General features: G+C 52.7%; 18 protein-coding genes. 8 read left to right on the forward strand and 10 right to left on the reverse strand.

The window, feature by feature from the left end:
• Positions 1-60 precede the first annotated feature (60 nt).
• Both AB4O08_RS09035 and AB4O08_RS09040 read left to right on the forward strand, forming a co-directional pair.
• Positions 61-1,383 (forward strand): AAA family ATPase, encoded by a 1,323-nt coding sequence (locus AB4O08_RS09035; protein WP_460114810.1) that lies wholly within the window; start codon positions 61-63, stop codon positions 1,381-1,383.
• 8 nt (positions 1,384-1,391) lie between these two features.
• Positions 1,392-2,297 (forward strand): DUF4435 domain-containing protein, encoded by a 906-nt coding sequence (locus AB4O08_RS09040; RefSeq protein WP_169390464.1) that lies wholly within the window; start codon positions 1,392-1,394, stop codon positions 2,295-2,297.
• A gap of 13 nt (positions 2,298-2,310) precedes the next feature.
• On the opposite strand, the gene AB4O08_RS09045 is transcribed toward AB4O08_RS09040, so the two are convergent.
• The 7 genes from AB4O08_RS09045 to AB4O08_RS09075 all read right to left on the reverse strand — a co-directional run bounded on the left by AB4O08_RS09045 (position 2,311) and on the right by AB4O08_RS09075 (position 6,845).
• Positions 2,311-2,907 carry a tail assembly protein gene (locus AB4O08_RS09045; protein WP_169390465.1) on the reverse strand — a complete coding sequence of 199 codons (597 nt, stop codon included), beginning with the start codon at positions 2,905-2,907 and terminating at the stop codon, positions 2,311-2,313.
• 8 nt (positions 2,908-2,915) lie between these two features.
• Positions 2,916-3,260 (reverse strand): hypothetical protein, encoded by a 345-nt coding sequence (locus tag AB4O08_RS09050; RefSeq protein ID WP_460114811.1) that lies wholly within the window; start codon positions 3,258-3,260, stop codon positions 2,916-2,918.
• Positions 3,261-3,329: 69 nt separating this feature from the next.
• Positions 3,330-4,163, reverse strand: coding sequence for a hypothetical protein (locus tag AB4O08_RS09055; RefSeq protein ID WP_460114812.1), 834 nt, complete (start codon positions 4,161-4,163; stop codon positions 3,330-3,332).
• Positions 4,164-4,167: 4 nt separating this feature from the next.
• Positions 4,168-4,377, reverse strand: coding sequence for a hypothetical protein (locus AB4O08_RS09060; protein WP_460114813.1), 210 nt, complete (start codon positions 4,375-4,377; stop codon positions 4,168-4,170).
• Positions 4,364-4,795: a hypothetical protein gene (locus tag AB4O08_RS09065; RefSeq protein ID WP_460114814.1), complete on the reverse strand. Its 432-nt coding sequence runs from the start codon at positions 4,793-4,795 to the stop codon at positions 4,364-4,366. The genes AB4O08_RS09060 and AB4O08_RS09065 overlap by 14 nt, the downstream gene beginning before the upstream one ends.
• Complete coding sequence (locus AB4O08_RS09070; protein WP_017138405.1) at positions 4,792-5,208, reverse strand: DUF5681 domain-containing protein; 417 nt, start codon at positions 5,206-5,208, stop codon at positions 4,792-4,794. Before AB4O08_RS09070 ends, AB4O08_RS09065 begins: the two co-directional genes overlap by 4 nt.
• A 716-nt stretch (positions 5,209-5,924) precedes the next feature.
• Complete coding sequence (locus AB4O08_RS09075; protein WP_187602418.1) at positions 5,925-6,845, reverse strand: hypothetical protein; 921 nt, start codon at positions 6,843-6,845, stop codon at positions 5,925-5,927.
• Between the two features lie 655 nt (positions 6,846-7,500).
• Here AB4O08_RS09075 and AB4O08_RS09080 point away from each other — a divergent pair.
• The 3 genes from AB4O08_RS09080 (at position 7,501) to AB4O08_RS09090 (ending at position 9,984) form a co-directional block, all read left to right on the forward strand.
• Positions 7,501-9,204 carry an ATP-dependent nuclease gene (locus AB4O08_RS09080; protein WP_460114815.1) on the forward strand — a complete coding sequence of 568 codons (1,704 nt, stop codon included), beginning with the start codon at positions 7,501-7,503 and terminating at the stop codon, positions 9,202-9,204.
• A 165-nt stretch (positions 9,205-9,369) separates the two neighbouring features.
• Positions 9,370-9,540, forward strand: coding sequence for a hypothetical protein (locus AB4O08_RS09085; protein WP_187432803.1), 171 nt, complete (start codon positions 9,370-9,372; stop codon positions 9,538-9,540).
• Between the two features lie 78 nt (positions 9,541-9,618).
• The gene (locus AB4O08_RS09090; protein ID WP_460114816.1) at positions 9,619-9,984 is read left to right on the forward strand and encodes a hypothetical protein; all 366 of its coding nucleotides are present in this window, start codon (positions 9,619-9,621) and stop codon (positions 9,982-9,984) included.
• A 419-nt stretch (positions 9,985-10,403) separates the two neighbouring features.
• On the opposite strand, the gene AB4O08_RS09095 is transcribed toward AB4O08_RS09090, so the two are convergent.
• From AB4O08_RS09095 to AB4O08_RS09105, 3 genes are all read right to left on the reverse strand, one after another.
• Positions 10,404-11,384: a hypothetical protein gene (locus AB4O08_RS09095; protein ID WP_460114817.1), complete on the reverse strand. Its 981-nt coding sequence runs from the start codon at positions 11,382-11,384 to the stop codon at positions 10,404-10,406.
• Positions 11,385-11,626: 242 nt separating this feature from the next.
• Positions 11,627-11,929, reverse strand: a complete 303-nt coding sequence (locus tag AB4O08_RS09100; RefSeq protein ID WP_460114818.1) for a helix-turn-helix domain-containing protein — start codon at positions 11,927-11,929, stop codon at positions 11,627-11,629.
• Entirely contained in the window at positions 11,930-12,199 is a 270-nt protein-coding gene (locus AB4O08_RS09105) for a helix-turn-helix transcriptional regulator (protein ID WP_460114819.1), read from the reverse strand.
• A 571-nt stretch (positions 12,200-12,770) separates the two neighbouring features.
• On the opposite strand from AB4O08_RS09105, the gene AB4O08_RS09110 reads away from it, so the two are divergent.
• From AB4O08_RS09110 to idi, 3 genes are read left to right on the forward strand one after another with little or no spacing between them, the layout of a single operon-like run.
• Positions 12,771-14,990, forward strand: a complete 2,220-nt coding sequence (locus AB4O08_RS09110; protein WP_460114862.1) for a cytochrome P450 — start codon at positions 12,771-12,773, stop codon at positions 14,988-14,990.
• Entirely contained in the window at positions 14,987-15,793 is an 807-nt protein-coding gene (locus AB4O08_RS09115; RefSeq protein WP_010213353.1) for a class I SAM-dependent methyltransferase, read from the forward strand. Before AB4O08_RS09110 ends, AB4O08_RS09115 begins: the two co-directional genes overlap by 4 nt.
• Before the next feature lie 31 nt (positions 15,794-15,824).
• On the forward strand, positions 15,825-16,367 hold the full coding sequence (gene idi / locus AB4O08_RS09120; RefSeq protein WP_021491948.1) for an isopentenyl-diphosphate Delta-isomerase: 543 nt from the start codon (positions 15,825-15,827) through the stop codon (positions 16,365-16,367).
• The last annotated feature ends 2 nt before the right edge of the window (positions 16,368-16,369 follow it).

Consider the following 16,369-nt stretch of genomic DNA (forward strand, 5'->3'; position numbering starts at 1 on the left):
TGTGTACCTATATAGAACGTTAGTAAGCTTCATAACTTTATGCAGTCATGGAAGAGTGAAATGATAATCAAGAGTTTTTCTGCACGAAAAGTGCACGACTTTTACGACTACAACTTTAGATTCAACTCGGATATAAATTTTCTAGTAGGAGATAATGGGACCGGTAAAACTACTGCGTTGAGGTTAATGCAGGCTGCGCTTTCAGTTGATGTCACTACTTTGATGGAGATAAGGTTTAGTAGTCTAAAGGTCGAGGTCGAAAAGGATGGTGAGGAATTTTCTTTCTCAGTAAATACTTCTTCGGACAAGATGTCGTTTAGACTCAATGGTGAGGAGATTCCCTATTCTATTAGTCCGGCCTTTAACGCTGGTGGCAATCGTATAGTTGAAACGATAAGCGTTAACGGGCGTATTCGTCATCGCGTGGAAGATAATAGGCAGGACGTTATCAAGTCTGCTGGTCCCGTCATGCAGAGATTTTTGCGTGGTACGCGGCCAATGTTTCTTGGGTTGGAGCGACGATTAGGAAGATATCAGGAAGACTCTTTTCCTGATGAGGCTTTTTCAGATGATGGGCTTATCCGACCTAGAAACCAGCAAAAAGAAATCTTGGATGGCTTAGATAATTGTCAGCGACTAGTTCAAGGTGCCTATAAACAATATCGAAGAGCAAGTGATGGTAGGTTAGATCGTTTACTCAATATTATTGTAGAGTCTACGTTTGAATACATTGAGCTTGAGCCTGGCTTTTTAGAAAATCCAAACTTGAAACCTTATCTGGAGATGTCGGATCTTCGCCAGCGCCGACAAGAGCTAGAGAAGTTTGCTCAGGATCTTGGTGGGTCTGAGAAGACAACGGGCTTGATCGAGAAGTTTTTCGAGAAGATGGTTGGAGTTGTTAATAAGGATAATGGGGTAGCGGATTCTTGGAGTTTAGAGTGGCTATTAAATATGGCCCAGATTCGTAGAATACAAAAAGTTTTGGCTGAAATGGATAGGCAGAAAAAATCAGCCGAAAAATTTTACGCTCCTATTAAAGAGTTTTGCGACACAATTAATGAGTTTTTTAAACACTCACGAAAAGAGTTGAGTGTCGATTCGTTGGGTAAAATCAAAGTAACACAAAATTCTGTACCTGTAGAGCTGGAATTCCTTTCTTCGGGTGAGAAGCAACTCTTGATTTTGATTGCTCACGCTCGCTTTGGATCAAGCAAGAGAAGTGCCTTTGTGGTTGATGAACCGGAAGTTTCGTTGCATATGCGTTGGCAAGAGATGTTGGTTGATGCCTTATTGAAAGGCGGCAAAAACAATCAGTTTATTTTTGCAACACATTCGCCCGAGATTGTGGGATATCACGTCGACAACTGCATTCGTTTGAGCTGAGGTTTGCTATGGAAAGAAGTAAAGCTGCTAAGTTCGCGGCCTCAGTATTTTACGAAAACTTTAACGATTTTGATGTTTATATTGAGGATACAGCGCCAGGATATGGAAAGATTTTTGCTGCGATGTTTTCCCGTGCTATGTCCAGCCAGGTCACTCTTGATCGTGTTTTTCCCTTAGGGCAAAGAGGAGACGTGATAGCTGCAGCTAGGGCAAGGAAAGTGGCAGCGACCGAACGGCCTGCTGTATACATTGTTGATGGTGATTTATATATATTGGCGGGCGAACGTGAAGAAATACCAGATAATGTAATAGTTTTGCCTAGATACTGCATTGAAAATTTTCTTCTGGATGAAGTAGCTTTTGTAGATGTGATGGATGACGAGCATTGCGATTTAGCCTCTGAAGAGTTGAGAGGGCGATTTGATTTTGCAGGCTGGTTTGACCGATCCACTGCATCATTGTATTCATTGTTTCGCGTGTTTGCTGCTGCGCATTTTTTGCGATCAGGTATTGCAACGGTATCAAGAGGATATGGTTCAATTTGTAATGGTGAGACAGGTGAGGTCGACGTTGAAAAGTCTAAGCTTATAGAAGCTGCTGTATTAGAGGGGCTAAAAATTAGTTACGGCGAACTTGAGGTTGAAAAAGCACTGGCTTACGTTGATGGTCGAATCGATCCGCAGAAGTGCTTTGTCAAGACTTATGTTTCTGCAAAAGACTTTACCCTTCCTCTTATTGTGCTGAGGATGAAGTCTGTGGTTCCAACCAAGATGCCTCACATCAGTCTGAAAATGCGTATTTCAAAAAAATGTGATGTAGAACCACTGTCTGAAGTCGTGAGGCAAATTAGTCGTGTGGTTAATCTGCCTCAGATTATTCCGTCTCGTCTTGAACTAGAATCGAGATCGGTGTAGCGAGGTTTGGATTTTACACTTTATCCTCAGCATAAATCGCGGCGCTGATGATTGCGCCGCCCCACCGACGGCGACCGATGCACAGCGGGACCGGGTTACCGGATGCCGTGGTGTTCTTGGCGCTGCCGAAGGCGTAGCCGGGTGTGTTCTCCGGCGCGGCGCTGGTCTTCAGGCCGCCGGCCTGGGGGCTGAGCATTTGAATGACGCCGCCGGCGACCATGCCCACGCCAGATGCAAACAGGCCGGCTGATACTGGAGGCGCCCAGAACGTGAAGAATGACGCTGCGATCAGCACGGCGCCGATGACGGTTTGCAGAACTCCCGAGCGTTTGCTGCCTACGATTACAGGGGCAATGATGATGTCGCCTTTGCCTTGAAACCCAAGCTCGCCCTCACCGATATTTTTCTTGCCTCGAAAGACCGCGAATACAAGCCCGCGAGACTTCGCGTTAGACAGAAACCTTTCAAACCCAGGGATCTGCACTGACAGTGCTTTGATGGCCTCGGCTGGCGTTCGGACGGAGAACTGGTAGGACTTACCGAACTGCCTTAGCTGCCCGTACAGTTTGATGGTGGTGAGCGGGGCGTATTCGATTGCTGTAGCGGCCATGGGATCTCCTATGGATTGATGGAAGGGGTTGGAAGCCCAAGGCGAATGGCGAGCACTGCGCGCGACATATGCGCCTGGTCGATTGTCAGTTGTTCCTGGCGCGGGTCGTAGTTCCACACTCGGTTATAGATCGCTTCGCTGGCCCGAGCGCCTCGGAATGTACCCCTCAGCAGGTCGGCCGAAACCCTGGCTTCTTCTTCGGTGAAAAAGGGGCCGTCGACTGTCACTTGTTGGCCACCACTGACGTGCTGGACCTCCCAAACCGTGTAGCCGGCGTCCGGCCCCTGGATCAGTTCGTAGGGTTTGAATTTCTGCGTTTTGCACGCCTCGGTAAAGCGCTCTTGAAACGTCATGTCTTTTTACTCAAAGAATCAGCCGGCTGATTGGCGCTACCAATACTTGCGTAGCGCACGGATGGTCAGTTAGGCCGCTTCGGATTGATCAGGGGTCGCTTTTGCAGAGGTGCGAGTGGGCATTTTCGCCAGCCATTCGCGAAGCGCTTCGGAGCCTTCGCAGCCCGATCGCCACTTCTCAAACCGGCCGGTGTATCCATTCGAATTGGCAACCATGCCGCTCAGTGCGACACCAGCATTGGAGGCGGTGGCCAGCACGTCATCGTAGATCGCTAGCATCTGCTTGAGCCCTTCGATGTCTTCGGCGCGCGACGCGGCAATGCCTGCGCGCGAAAGGCTGTCAGCCGCCTCTGGCGATAGTCCGGAGAGCATTGGGTTTGCCCTGAGCACAGCCTCTACAACGTCGGGGTGACTGCCTGCGCGCGCTTCAGCTACTAGCCGCTGACGCTCCTCCGGCTTGAGGCCTCGCACAATGGCTCGTAGCTCCTGATCAGCCAGGAAACCAACAACGTCCGAGCTAGCGCGGGGCGTGACCGCTGCAAAGCCGCTGGCCACTGTTTGGGCCAACGTGAGCATATCTTTTGCCGCCTTCTCCATCGCAGGCATCAGGGCGGGGATGATTCCATCAATCTGCTCCTTACCCTTGCGCTCAATAGCCGCGGCGTTGAGGTCCTTGTTCTCGCGAATCGAGAGGATTTCGTCTCCGAGGTCCTTGAACGCCTCCAGGGACAATCCCTGCAAATGGCGGACAGACTTCAGCAAGCCACCGGCCTGCCAGGTGCCTTTGGTGCCATCGGGTCGCTGAATATTGAATGTTCTTGCCTCTACCTGGGAGTGTTCGTATTCGGAGTAGTGGAGGTTGGCCAAGCCAACTTTGAGGACGGATCGTTTGCCGATTTTCATTGAGTTACCTTTTGATTGTCTGGCCGTGGGGCGGCCGGTTTTGGTCTGAGGCTTCGCTCAGGATCTCGAATAGGGACACGCTCTCTTGGGGGACGCCGCCGGCTGTTGCGGCGTGCAACTCGTCCATAAGGGCGCTGATCTCTCGCACGTCGCGATTGAACTGGGTGAGACCGGATTGCTGACGCAGCTTGGCCACCTGGTTACGGATGTTCATGGCGGGCCTCGATGATCAGTTGGTACTGTTCTGCGACGTGCTTTTTGATGTTTTGCCCATCAGCCAACGGCGGGAAGATCCAGGCGCAAGCGCTTGGGAATGGCCGCATATCCATCACACCTACTGGAGCGGGACGGCGCAGGCTTTCAATAGCGCGGACGTGGAGAATGAACGCCTCTGCAAGATTGGCCGCGTCGCTGCTGTTCATGGTGCAGAGAGGGAAGTGCATCACCGTCTGCACGCCCAGGACGGGATAGTTGAACGAATGGCCCACTGTCTTGGGGTAGTCCATCTCCTCCTCAATCGCGTCAACCCTGCAGTCCACCACCGTCAACATAACGAGCACTGTCTCTTCGTCTTCGGTGCCGATCTTCTCTGCAATTCGCTTGAGCTCGGCACGCATCCACTTAATGCTCATTGCCGCATTCCCTCCATCTGTTCGCGGAGTTCCTCGACCGCTTTCTGTAGCTCGGCAACTTCGATGACCCGGGCAACAGCGCCTAGCCCTTCGATCAATGCCTTGCCCTGGTCTGGCGGTAGCTCGCCGGCGGCCACTGCGCGAAGGATTGATTTGGCTGCACTGGGTAGGTCGGTGTCGTCGAGTTCGAAGCACACTGTCTCGGCAGTTGGCTTGATTGGCGGTACCAGGCGTTCAAGGATTAGGCGGCAAGCCTGCATATCGCCCTTCTTGGCTGCTGTAAGAACCTTCTTTGTCACGGCGTCTGCACCTTCAGCGAGTCGGGCGCGCAGCTCTTGCGTCTGGCCGGAACGGCCGCCGGGATTACCCGACTGTCCGGGCTTCCATTTGCCGGCTTTATCGCGATCAGTCATGCGGCGGGCGATTCCATGGCGATGACTGGTTTGTTTTCAGCGAGCGCTATCAGCAGGGCAGATGCTTGAACGCTTCCGTCTGCTGCGGCTTCGCGAAGGCGGCCCCAGGCGGCAGCAACTTCGGAGCGGGTTGGTTTGTGCTGGCGTCCTCGGGCGGGCTTAGCTGTGTTCATAGGTGCTGCCTCGAATGGGTTTTGAGTGGCTCAAAAACTCACATTAGGCATGATCTGATCATTTATCCAGTGCTTTTTAGGTGCACCCAAAGCAATACACAGGTATAGATTGATATAGACAAAAAAGACTGCGCCCACAGAGATTTCCGCAAGCAGATTCGTTGCAGTAAGTCATTGGCAGTCAAAGTGATACAGGACTGAGTTTTCGGCTCAGTGCGATCTCAGATTGAGGATGGAACGGAAGGGGCTGACATTCCATTTCGGTATGTCAGGTTCCGCGCCACGTTTTGCGAGATGAGAAAACGTGGCGCGTAGTGGATATGAGCAAGTTTGCTCGCATCTTCCCTCATTGAGGAAATACCCCTGATCGGTGGGATTTGCGAACCACAGAGAAATCCTCGGCAGTTCGCAACGCAGGCAGAGTGAGAGAATCCCACTCCGGTATGAATGGTTTAACGGTAAGCAAGGATCACATTTGAGTGAGGGTGTTGCTGTCATCGCAACACCTGCTCCAGCCTGCTGTCAGGCCACTTTTAGCGCCGCTTATTCGGGAATCAACAGCTCGTTGTACTTCTTGGGCACCAACGCAATTTCGCCCCAGGCGAGGTGCTCAACCCCGATCCCACTACCATTTTTGGTTATCACGCCGTAAAACATGACGATCCTGTCTACGGAGGTGTCATTGATATTCTTGGCTTGGCAAAATCCATCGGGCATTTTCACCGTAAAGTCACCTGCACCTTGGCCACAACGCAAACGGGTCATGCGAATAGATGTGCTATAGCTTCCAGCATTCTTACTGCGGAGGATTTTTCCATAATAAAGCTTGGGCTTTTGAGGCTTGTCGAGCACGCTCCGATCAAGGTCTGAAACATCTGTGAGGAGCTCTGCGAGCTTCACCGCATGGATTGCGCCCGGAAGAACAAAATATTTGTCTTTGTTTTTTTCGAAGTTGCGGCACATCCCTGCGACAGTCGTTATTTTGCTAGGAAGCTCAAAAGACTCGCCGTGGTGCCTCCCAATAGGGACGTCCGATACTGGACCGTCCAAATCTTCAACCGGGGTCTCATCGTACTCTTCGCTCGGTCCGAGATCGATCTCAGGCCGCTCCTGAAGAAACTCTTTTACGATGGCCAGATGTTCGTGCTCGATCGCCCTTTTCGCCTCCTCCCATGAGTCGTAGCGCTTGCCGACAGGCTTCTTGGCCCTCAGCACGCATGCGACATGACTCCATCGCTTCAGATGTCGATAGAAAGGGTCACGCTGGTTTGTAAACAAGTCCTTTTCTTTGGGGGTGCGCTCGACGTTTGTGAAGCATCCGGGGCAATACAAGGCGCCTCTCATTTCCTCTTCATATTCATCCGGTGCCACACGTCTGCTTGCTTTCAAGACTTCTCTGTTGCCGCCCTCAAATTTCCACCCTGGCAGATGGTGTGCATAAGCAATCTTCCGTTTGTTCGCCATTGGTCATTCATCCATGTGGGTATGATTGCAAATAGCCACACCCGTTGTGGCAAATCAAGCTAGAAAGTGATGATTGCTACTTTGGTTTAAGGAGGCAGCGATGGGGGAGTCGCTCTCCTCGTCTTGAGCTCAACGGCGACTCTTGCGTGCGCCGGTCGTCAACAGACGAAACGATCCGATTCGGCTCATTTGGCCTGTCTCACCCTTGTGGGAGCGAGTACTGAGAAAGTCGGAACGACTCCCGATCTGCCAGATAGACCAAATCGTCTCAGTGAGACCAAAAAGGCGCACTTCGTAGTATTCCCCCTAGGTGAAGGCAGCAAGGCAGGGTCTCTACCTGTAAGAATGCGATGCACTCAAACTGAGGGTATTGAGGGATACGTGCAGTTGCTTGTTACTGCACCTATGACTGCTAGGCGTAATAACCGCAGGCCGTTCTGTCATAGCTATGTCACCAAAGGAAAGGCAGAGATCTTTTTTCCCGTTTCTAGCTGCCGCGGTCGGACGGTCACTGGACAGGATGATGGCGAATAGGTAGCGTCGATTAGCCCGCAAGGCGCTACCGCCAGGATTGGGCTGATAGGAGAAGAACTTGTCGGAAGTAAGGATTAGCTCCGTAAAATTCACGAACTTTAAAGCTCTAAGTAATTATTCCGTGAGCCTCAGCGAGACCAATATTTTAGTTGGCGCCAATAATGCTGGAAAGTCTACTATTATTAGTGCTTTTAGAATATTGGATGTTGCTATTCGTCGAGCCAGACGTCTAAAGTCTGAGCGCATTCCTTTGCCTGACGGTGGTTCCGGTCTGGGACATCGTATACCAGAGCAACAGATAAGTGTTTCTTTAGAGAATGTGGCGACAAATTATAACGGCGAGGATAGTAGGATTGAGTTTAGGCTGACCAATAAAAACAAGCTTTATCTGTTCTTTCCAAATGATGGTGGGTGCATACTGCACTGGGAAAGCGACGGCCCTTTGATCACTACTACGCTGAAATTCAAAAGCGCTTTTCCTATAGTTATTCAAGTAGTTCCAGTGCTAGGGCCGCTCGAGCATGAGGAAACCTATGTATCTGAAGATACCGTCAAGAACGCCTTGAATACGCATAGGGCTTGCAGGCATTTCCGTAATTACTGGTATTACTTCAGGGAGGATTGGGAAAAGTTTTCTAGCATGGTAACTGCAACTTGGCCAAGTATGTCTATGAGTAAGCCCGAGCTTGATGTGGGCAGCAAGAAGTTGCGTATGTTTGTAGCAGAGGAAAGGATTGATCGCGAGGTTTACTGGGCTGGATTTGGTTTTCAAATTTGGTGTCAATTACTGACGCACCTCTCCAGAGCTGACGAAGCTAGTATCGTCGTAATTGATGAACCTGAAATTTACCTTCATCCGGATATCCAACGCCAGCTCCTTAGCATTCTAAGAGCTTTGGATTCGGATGTCTTATTGGCCACGCATTCGGTTGAAATTATGGGCGAGGCAGACCCATCTGAGATTCTGCTTGTAAGCAAGGGTACGAGGCTGGCTCGCCGCCTTAGAGATATTGAGGGGGTACAATTTGCTGTTGAGGAACTAGGGTCGGCGCAAAATATCACGTTAAGTCATCTGGCAAGAACGAAGAAAATACTATTCGTAGAGGGCATGAGTGATTACAAGACGATTCGTCGCTTTGCTAAAAATCTTGGATTTAGCGATCTTGCGTCTGGCAACGACTTGACGGCTTTCGAGTCAGGCGGATTTTCTTCTTGGGAAAAGATTAGATCCTTCGCGTGGGGTATCAAAAACACCATTGATGCAACTATGAAGCTATTTGCTGTTTATGATCGTGACTACTATTGTCAGGAAGAGATTGAGTCGATTCTGTGTGGGTTGAGATCGGAGTTGACGGCCGCCCATATTCACAGTCGAAAAGAGATGGAGAACTATCTTCTCGTAATACCGGTGCTTCAGCGAGTCTTGGAAAAACGTGTTGAATCGAGAGGTCGAAGAGCAGGGGAGAAAATTGCTCTGACTAAAGGTATCTCTGATTATATTGATGAGATCACAGCCGGGCTAAAAATTGAGGCGCAGTCTCAGTATATTGCTAGGCGACTTGGTTATTATCAAGGAAAAAAGGAGGATGCAAGCACTATCAGTCGAACTGCAATTGAAAAGTTTGAAGAGATGTGGGCAGACTTAAATTCCCGAATGCAAGTTGTGCCTGGAAAGACCACATTGAGATTATTGAGGGATGCTATTCAAACTGAATATAATGTCAATATGACGGATGTGCAGATAATAGATGAGTTTAAAGTAGAGGAAATTCCGAAGGATTTGCAAGATTTAATTACGAATTTAGATGCGTTTCGCAAGAGTTAGTGCGTTTAAATAGAAAGGCTTTTCGGCGATCTCGAATGGATAGGGCCTCAGATGCTTCCAGATCTATCCTGACGTTAGAGTTTTGCATTTTTTTCCGGTCTCCTCTTGCTATCTGTAAGACAGTGTCTTACAGTCGATTTCTCAAGCGCTAGGATGGAGAAAGTGATGGCAAATACACCCACAGTCACGCTCAGATTACCGGAAGATTTGACCGCTCGCGTCGATGCCTTCGCTAAGAGCGTTGAGGTGGAAACGGGAGTGGCAGTCACAAGAACTGCAGCTCTCAAGGCGCTTGTGATTGCAGGCCTTGAAGCGAAGGAAAAACGGAAGGCGTAATCGCTAAGAGATGAGGTGCCAACCCGGTGCGCTAACACCGGGCTGGCTATCACACGACGTAACTTAAAGGGACACGTCATGCAACTTTACCAAAATATCAGTAACGTCCTGAAAGGCCAAGATAAGTCCGAATTCGAAGGGGAGGGCTTGGTAGACACTGAGGCGGGCAACTCTAGCGCCTTACATCTGCCCCTCTTCACCGAGAAGCAACGAACCCTAGTGGTTGAGCTCATTCTCGCAGAGCGGCGTTACGCTACCAGGTGGTGGACGCACCTGAGCGAGTTGCGGCGGCGCAGGGAGCTTCCTGAGTGGATTGCGGCGGATATTGGCACTCATGATGAGCATGACCTTCTGCTTGAGAGTAGGAAGGCCGTCAATCATGCTTTGTTAGGCTCGGATGACCTGGGCGGCGATCAGCAATACCGCGCGGTGGTGTTGAAGTAGGGCTGACAAACTACGAAACCTTCGTAGTATCAAGGGCACTACCCCGAAACAGGGTGGTGCCTTCTTGCTTTGCATCGAGCTGCATTCATGGCTGAAGGCTGAGCCATATATTGCCCCTCCGTTAGATAAAGCTGATTCGCTCTGCCTGGCCTTCGCCGTGGCTCATGCTTAGCGGTCTTTGCGCTTTTGCGGAAAGGAGATCAACACACAACCACCAGATAGCCTGCGGTACTTCGGGCCCGGGTCACTGATTACTGGCCGTTGCTCCTCAAGCTTCTTAAGCGCTTTCCACATGATAATCATAGAGCTCATATCTTTAAGTCACCTCGGATTTTGCTGCGTGCGGTGCAGCTGCTCTTACGCCACTTGATATCCCTTGATATCAACACTTAGGCTACTTGATCAACCTTGAGATCCCTTTAGAAGCCTTTATAAGCCTTGATATCAACAACATTACTTCTTGCCTTACATATCGACTCGACATTCGCCACCATGGCCTCCGTCTGCTCTCGTTCCAGGGCCCACCAGCGAGACGTCTTTCCGGTTTTCGGTCTATACGTCATTCGGAACAAGCCAACCATCGCCGCTTTACCTATGTGCTTAGGCGCGATCCCAATGCTGTCGTAAAATCCAATCTGACGCGCGAACCCCTCCCCTCCGCTTTCTTCCAACCAGTTGTGAATTACTCCAATAGCCTGACTGGTCTCATCATTGACGGGATAAATGAGTTCCGAGTCATGCTCGTCAGATTCAGCCATGTAACTGACCTTCTGGATAAGCCCAAGATTCGCAAGGGGGGAAAGGACGATCCAAGCCCCTTTGTTGCCAACAGCATCTTCTTCCCCGTTGAGTGCCGCCAATGAGCCGACAGCCCTCGCTTTTGTATCTTTTGACTCAAAGCCGTAAAGAATGAACGGCCCAATTGGGCAAATCGTTTCGCGCGAATATATTTGCCACGCCAAGCTTCGTGGCAGGCCGCCGTCGTTGTCGATGTCATGAGCGCCATACAACTCAATGAATTTCTGAAGCAATACCAATTCCCCAGTCTCACGAAGCTTCGTCACCGGCGGGACTTCGCCACCCCCACCGTCGATTAGCTCATTCGGTAGCCAGATGAGCTTTGCATCATCCTTGGGTTTGCTAATTTTATAGCGCGGCTTTTTCCCCGCCTTGAGCACTTTAACAATGTCAGCCGCACACAGAGCTTCGATCGCTTCCTTGGCGCGCCGCCATGCTATGCCAGTTTTTTCAAAAATCGCCTGTGCGCTCCAGGAGGTAGTGGCATTGTCTTTCCCGGTGCCGCGAGCCATAACAAGCAGTGAGACTGCGGGCTTTATTCCCAGATCGCAGGCCGCCGCAAACTCATCCGCCCCTATCGCAAAAAAGTTGCCATGGCTCATTTGGCCAAATCCTTTTCTTTTTGATCAAGTCCTGCCGTAAGCAACAGCCGAACGACATCCGACCTTTTTACGTCGAGGCCAGTTTTTTGTGACAAGTCCTTTGAGAACGCCTCAATGCGGTCCAAAAGGTCAGTCGGAAGACGCATCGTTACATGTTGCTTCATAGCTGCAGCCTTGTGTTACGTTGTGGCACAAACTCTACGCTTGTGCCACAAAATACACAATGTGCCACCACACTATATCTACTGAGCGAATGGCTCTAGAGGCTCGGCCAGCAGCGTGTAGAACGCAATTCTAGGGTGTGTGCGCCCCCACTCATCCTCAAGGGTTGTGAGTTGCGTGTAGATAACATAGCCAGCATTGCGTAGATCACAGATCCGGGCACCTGGGCGACAGATATTCAACTCCCGCATGATGGTGAAGGTGTCCGTAGATCCACCGCGAAGACGCGAAACGAGTCGTGCGTTCTGTGCATTGCGACTGTTATCAGTGATATGAGAGTTGTTGTGGTTGGCTTGTTGGTGGGCCATTTTTTTTGCTTTCATTTATGCGGCCTCCCCTCTCAGCGCAATGCGCTGGCGCACCCAGTGCTGAACCTCGGCTAGAACCCAGGCGACCGGTGCGCCGCGGTTCTTACTGTCGCTCAATGGCACCGGCTTTGGAAAAGTGGGGTCATCCTTTAAGCGCTTGTAGACCGTTGGCCGCTTGTAACCCGTGATCGCTTCGAGTTCTTGCATGCGAATGAGGGTTGTTGCTGGATCGCACAAGCTGCGTGCATGGAGAGTGGAAGATGTGTGGTGGGCAGTGCTGTTCATATCTGTTTCCCGTTATTGGTTGAGACGGAAAAAGATTCGCCTGCTGGGTATGGCCCCCCACAACACGGCCCCTATACCCTTTTTTGGAGGGGGATGCCCGCGACCAAGCGAGAGGCAGTAACTCTCGGCTTGTATCCCTACATGTATCCCTAGAAAAAATAAAATAAATTTAATCAACAAAATCAAATACATAAAAAACGGGTTCAATTGACTGTGTACCACCAAGTACCGATCCATAGATGTCTACAGCAGTCTATGAATCACCTCAAGAAGCCCGCCTAGTGCGGGCTTTCTTGTTTCTGGCGTTTCACAAGGCAACAGCCTGACAGCGCCATGTCCTGAACGTCCCTCCCCTGCGCGACACGCTCATCGGCCCGGAAATGCTCACCACAGGGCAACAGTTGGGTTAACCACGAGCACTGAAACTCCATTTCTGTATCCGTTCTGTGTGATTTCCGGTATCGACATCAGATAACGACTACATCCGAAGACATTCGCTTCCAAGCATGATCCCCATGGCTGAATACAGCCACATTGCCCTGAACTGCCCTCAAGCGGAGGCTGCTTGGATATGAAACAAGGATGTCTTGTGACAAACAATTCAGAGGTGAATGTCGCACCGCCAACACCGCTGATCATTCCCGACATACAACTGCCATTCTCCAACCCGACACCGCGCTCTGATCACGATGTGTTGAGGGAGCGTGTGCTCGCCTGGGCGCAAAGATACGGCCTGATCGGTCGCCGAGGGGCACACCGGCTAAGTACCACTGCGCTGCTCGACCTGGGGATGGCGCTGTGCGGGCAGGCGCCCACGCAGCAAGCCGAAACCCTGGTGTGCTGGTATCTGTGGGCACTCATACTCGATGACCGAATCGATGATGGGCCCTGGGCAGAAAATGGCGTACTGGAGCGTTTCGTCACAGCGGTGCAGGCAATCACCGAGAACGACGGTGCCGATCCGCTGGATGAAATCGGCCGATTTGATGACCCCATGCTCAGTGTCCTGATTGATGATCTGTGGCCACGGACACGGAACTGGGGTAACGAGCGTTGGCGGCATAGACTTGTACAGAATTTGCTCAGACACCTGCGTGCGCAGGCGACACTGGTAAACATGCGCGAAACAGGAGCGGCACTCGCACTGTCCGAATATCTGCCGTTGCGACGGGACTCGTTCGGTGCACTGTTCTTCTTTGATCTCATCGATGCGGCCGAAACGCTCGACCCCTACCAGCACTCAGCCGATATCGAATGGTGGAGCAGGCTGCGGGAGCACGCTGCCGATATCATCACCTGGACAAACGATATCCACTCGATTGCCAAAGATGTGGTGTGTGGCGAGCGCTTCAACCTGGTGTCGATTCTCGCGGACAGCGCCGGCACCGACTGGCCTGCATCGATCGAAGCGGCCCATCAGATGGTGAACGCGGCTGTCTCGGCATTCACCGAGCTCGCCGCCAAGCACACCCGCCAACGACCATCCGCCGCCACCGACCCGGACCGACTACGTCAGGTTGCCCGTGCGGCGGGCGACTGGCACAGGAGCGTGTCCCGGTATCACCTGCAGGCCAACGACCCGACGGGTCGGATCAACCAGCAGGTGGACCTGAACCTCACCCCGCCTACCCTGAAATCCCGGCAATTCGAAATCGACCCCTACCCCCTTTATGAGCGTTTGCGTACCACGCTGCCGATCGTCTACGACGAGCCCACGGATGTGTGGCTGGTCAGCCGGTATGCGGATGTCAAAGCAGCGCTGACCCATCCCGGAGCGAGCAGCAACAACTACAGCTGGCAGATCGGACCGTTGCTGGGGCACACCCTTGTCGCCATGGACGGCTGTGAGCATGCCCAGCATCGAGCGTTACTGAGCCCGTCGTTCCGCAGCAAGGCCCTCGAAGTACTCGAAGCATCGATCACTTCGGCGAGCATGGACCTGCTGGCGCAGATGCAGGGCCGTCACCGGGTGGACCTCATTGCCGACTTCACCTGCGCGTTGCCCGTGCGGGTGATGGCCCGTGCACTGGGTCTTCCGGCGCAGACCACTGAAGAGGTAGAGCAGCTGAAAAAGTGGTGTGCCATTGGCTTCGCCTACATGGGCAACTATCGACAGGATCCGACCCTGTTGACCGGTGGATTGTCCAACCGCGACCGTTTCTACGATTTCATTCAGCCACATATCGACGCCCGCCGCACGGTACCCACCGACGATTTGATCTCTCATCTTCTGGCGGCACGGATTGACGGTCAGCCATTGCCCGAGGCGTTCGTCAGGGCCTACTGCGCGATCCTGATGACGGCCGGCAGCGAGACCAGCCACGGTGCCTTGGCAAATCTCATTGTGAACCTGCTGGACGAGCCCGGCGTCAAGGAGGCGGTGATGGCCAATCCAGACTTGATGGACAATGCGCTCGCAGAAACCTTGCGACGCAATCCTCCCTTGCAGCTCGTTCTCAGGGAGGCCCGTGAATCGTTGGAGCTGCCGTCTGGAACCATTCCTTGCGGCGCGACCTTCGCCTGCCTGATCGGCTCGGCCAACCGTGATCCAGACCACTTCACCGATCCGGACACCTTCAATATGTCGCGCCCTCACCAGGAGACAAATCATTTTGCCTTCGGAGCGGGTCGGCATTTCTGCCTGGGATCGATACTGGCACGGATGGAGATCACGATCGGCGCCCGCCTGCTGCTACAGACCTTTCCAGGCGTGCGCTGGGCTCCAGGGTTCCAGCCCGCCGAACACGGCTTCCTCAACCGCTGCCCCGACCGGCTGGAGGTCGCACTGTGAACACCACTGGCCCAGCCGAGGAACCCGGCTACACCAACAGCTATCTCGGTGATCAGCAGGCCGGCCAACTAATGCGGCTGCGCACCCTGGAGCGTGCCTTTGACCCGTTGAGTCGAACAGTCTTTGGCCTGCTGCCTCTCCCGGAAAGGCCGACCATTCTTGACCTCGGCGCAGGCGCTGGATCATTCGCAAGCTGGCTGAGCACGCGATACTCCGACGCGACTGTCATCGCCACCGACATTGACCCCCGATTTCTCACCGACATACCCGGCATTCGGGTGATCACTCACAATGCCGCGACCGATGATTTTCCTGCGGCGTCTTTGGACGTGGTGCACGTTCGGGCCTTGTTGTGCCACCTTCCCGAACGCGAAGACATTCTGACCCGATTGGCCACCTGGGTCCGTCCAGGCGGCTGGCTGGTAATCGAAGATGTGAGTCTGCAACCCAGCCTTGGAACAGCCAACCCGTTGTTCCGCAAAGTCGCCCAGGCCGGCGTCACGCTCCTGGAGCAGTCCATTGGATCCGACATGCTCTGGGCCGATACCCTTCCAGACCGGCTACGTGAACGGGGGCTTTCCAACATCGGCTATCGCACCCTGGAAGGCCGAATCGGCGACGACAGCCCGGCTGATGCCTTCTGGGCGACAACTACAGCACACGCCGGGCCGGCACTGCTCAAGCGCGGCCTACTCTCTCAGAACGACCTTGATGCCATGGTTAAACTGCGCGCCTCCCCGACGTTCACCGAGGCCGCTTTGACGTTTATCAGCGCCTGGGGACAAGTGCCCGAACGTGGGTAAGCGACCGCATCTGCACGAAAGAGGACACCCGATGAACGACAAAGTGATTTTAGTCGATGCACACGATATTCAGATCGGTGTGTGTGACAAACGCGACGCACACCTGGGAACGGGACGGCTGCATCGCGCCTTTTCGGTACACCTGATCGACAGCGCCGGGCGCCATCTGATTCAACGTCGCGCAGCAGGTAAAATGCTGTGGCCCGGTTTCTGGTCGAATGCTTGCTGCAGCCATCCGGCACCCGGCGAGACTGTTCCGGATGCGGCGTCACGCCGTCTGCGCGAAGAACTGGGGATCTCTGCCCCCTGCCGCTCGCTGTACAGTTTTGAATACCATGCGCACTTTGGTTCGATCGGGGCAGAACACGAACTTTGTCATGTATTGATTGCTCAATCTGACGCGGTGGTCTCCCCGACCACGGAGGAAGTCAGTGAGGTCGCGTGGCTGACCCGCGCGCAAGTATCAGCCCAACTTTCAGATCCGGCAGTCCCCTTCACACCCTGGTTTCGAATGCAGTGGTGCCGCCTGCTAGCGCAGCACCCCACATTCGATACCCCCGCATGTCAGGAATAAGT

The organism is Pseudomonas sp. H3_E07, assembly GCF_054668895.1.

Bases quoted from the DNA above. Each gene is read 5' to 3' on its own strand.
- AB4O08_RS09100 (WP_460114818.1), bottom strand. From the start codon at position 11,929: ATGAAAGCAAAAAAAATGGCCCACCAACAAGCCAACCACAACAACTCT.
- AB4O08_RS09045 (WP_169390465.1), bottom strand. From the start codon at position 2,907: ATGGCCGCTACAGCAATCGAATACGCCCCGCTCACCACCATCAAACTG.
- AB4O08_RS09040 (WP_169390464.1), top strand. From the start codon at position 1,392: ATGGAAAGAAGTAAAGCTGCTAAGTTCGCGGCCTCAGTATTTTACGAA.
- AB4O08_RS09105 (WP_460114819.1), bottom strand. From the start codon at position 12,199: ATGAACAGCACTGCCCACCACACATCTTCCACTCTCCATGCACGCAGC.
- AB4O08_RS09110 (WP_460114862.1), top strand. From the start codon at position 12,771: ATGAAACAAGGATGTCTTGTGACAAACAATTCAGAGGTGAATGTCGCA.
- AB4O08_RS09050 (WP_460114811.1), bottom strand. From the start codon at position 3,260: ATGACGTTTCAAGAGCGCTTTACCGAGGCGTGCAAAACGCAGAAATTC.
- AB4O08_RS09035 (WP_460114810.1), top strand. From the start codon at position 61: ATGATAATCAAGAGTTTTTCTGCACGAAAAGTGCACGACTTTTACGAC.
- AB4O08_RS09070 (WP_017138405.1), bottom strand. From the start codon at position 5,208: ATGACTGATCGCGATAAAGCCGGCAAATGGAAGCCCGGACAGTCGGGT.
- AB4O08_RS09055 (WP_460114812.1), bottom strand. From the start codon at position 4,163: ATGAAAATCGGCAAACGATCCGTCCTCAAAGTTGGCTTGGCCAACCTC.
- idi (WP_021491948.1), top strand. From the start codon at position 15,825: ATGAACGACAAAGTGATTTTAGTCGATGCACACGATATTCAGATCGGT.
- AB4O08_RS09085 (WP_187432803.1), top strand. From the start codon at position 9,370: ATGGCAAATACACCCACAGTCACGCTCAGATTACCGGAAGATTTGACC.
- AB4O08_RS09060 (WP_460114813.1), bottom strand. From the start codon at position 4,377: ATGAACATCCGTAACCAGGTGGCCAAGCTGCGTCAGCAATCCGGTCTC.
- AB4O08_RS09090 (WP_460114816.1), top strand. From the start codon at position 9,619: ATGCAACTTTACCAAAATATCAGTAACGTCCTGAAAGGCCAAGATAAG.
- AB4O08_RS09095 (WP_460114817.1), bottom strand. From the start codon at position 11,384: ATGAGCCATGGCAACTTTTTTGCGATAGGGGCGGATGAGTTTGCGGCG.
- AB4O08_RS09065 (WP_460114814.1), bottom strand. From the start codon at position 4,795: ATGAGCATTAAGTGGATGCGTGCCGAGCTCAAGCGAATTGCAGAGAAG.
- AB4O08_RS09075 (WP_187602418.1), bottom strand. From the start codon at position 6,845: ATGGCGAACAAACGGAAGATTGCTTATGCACACCATCTGCCAGGGTGG.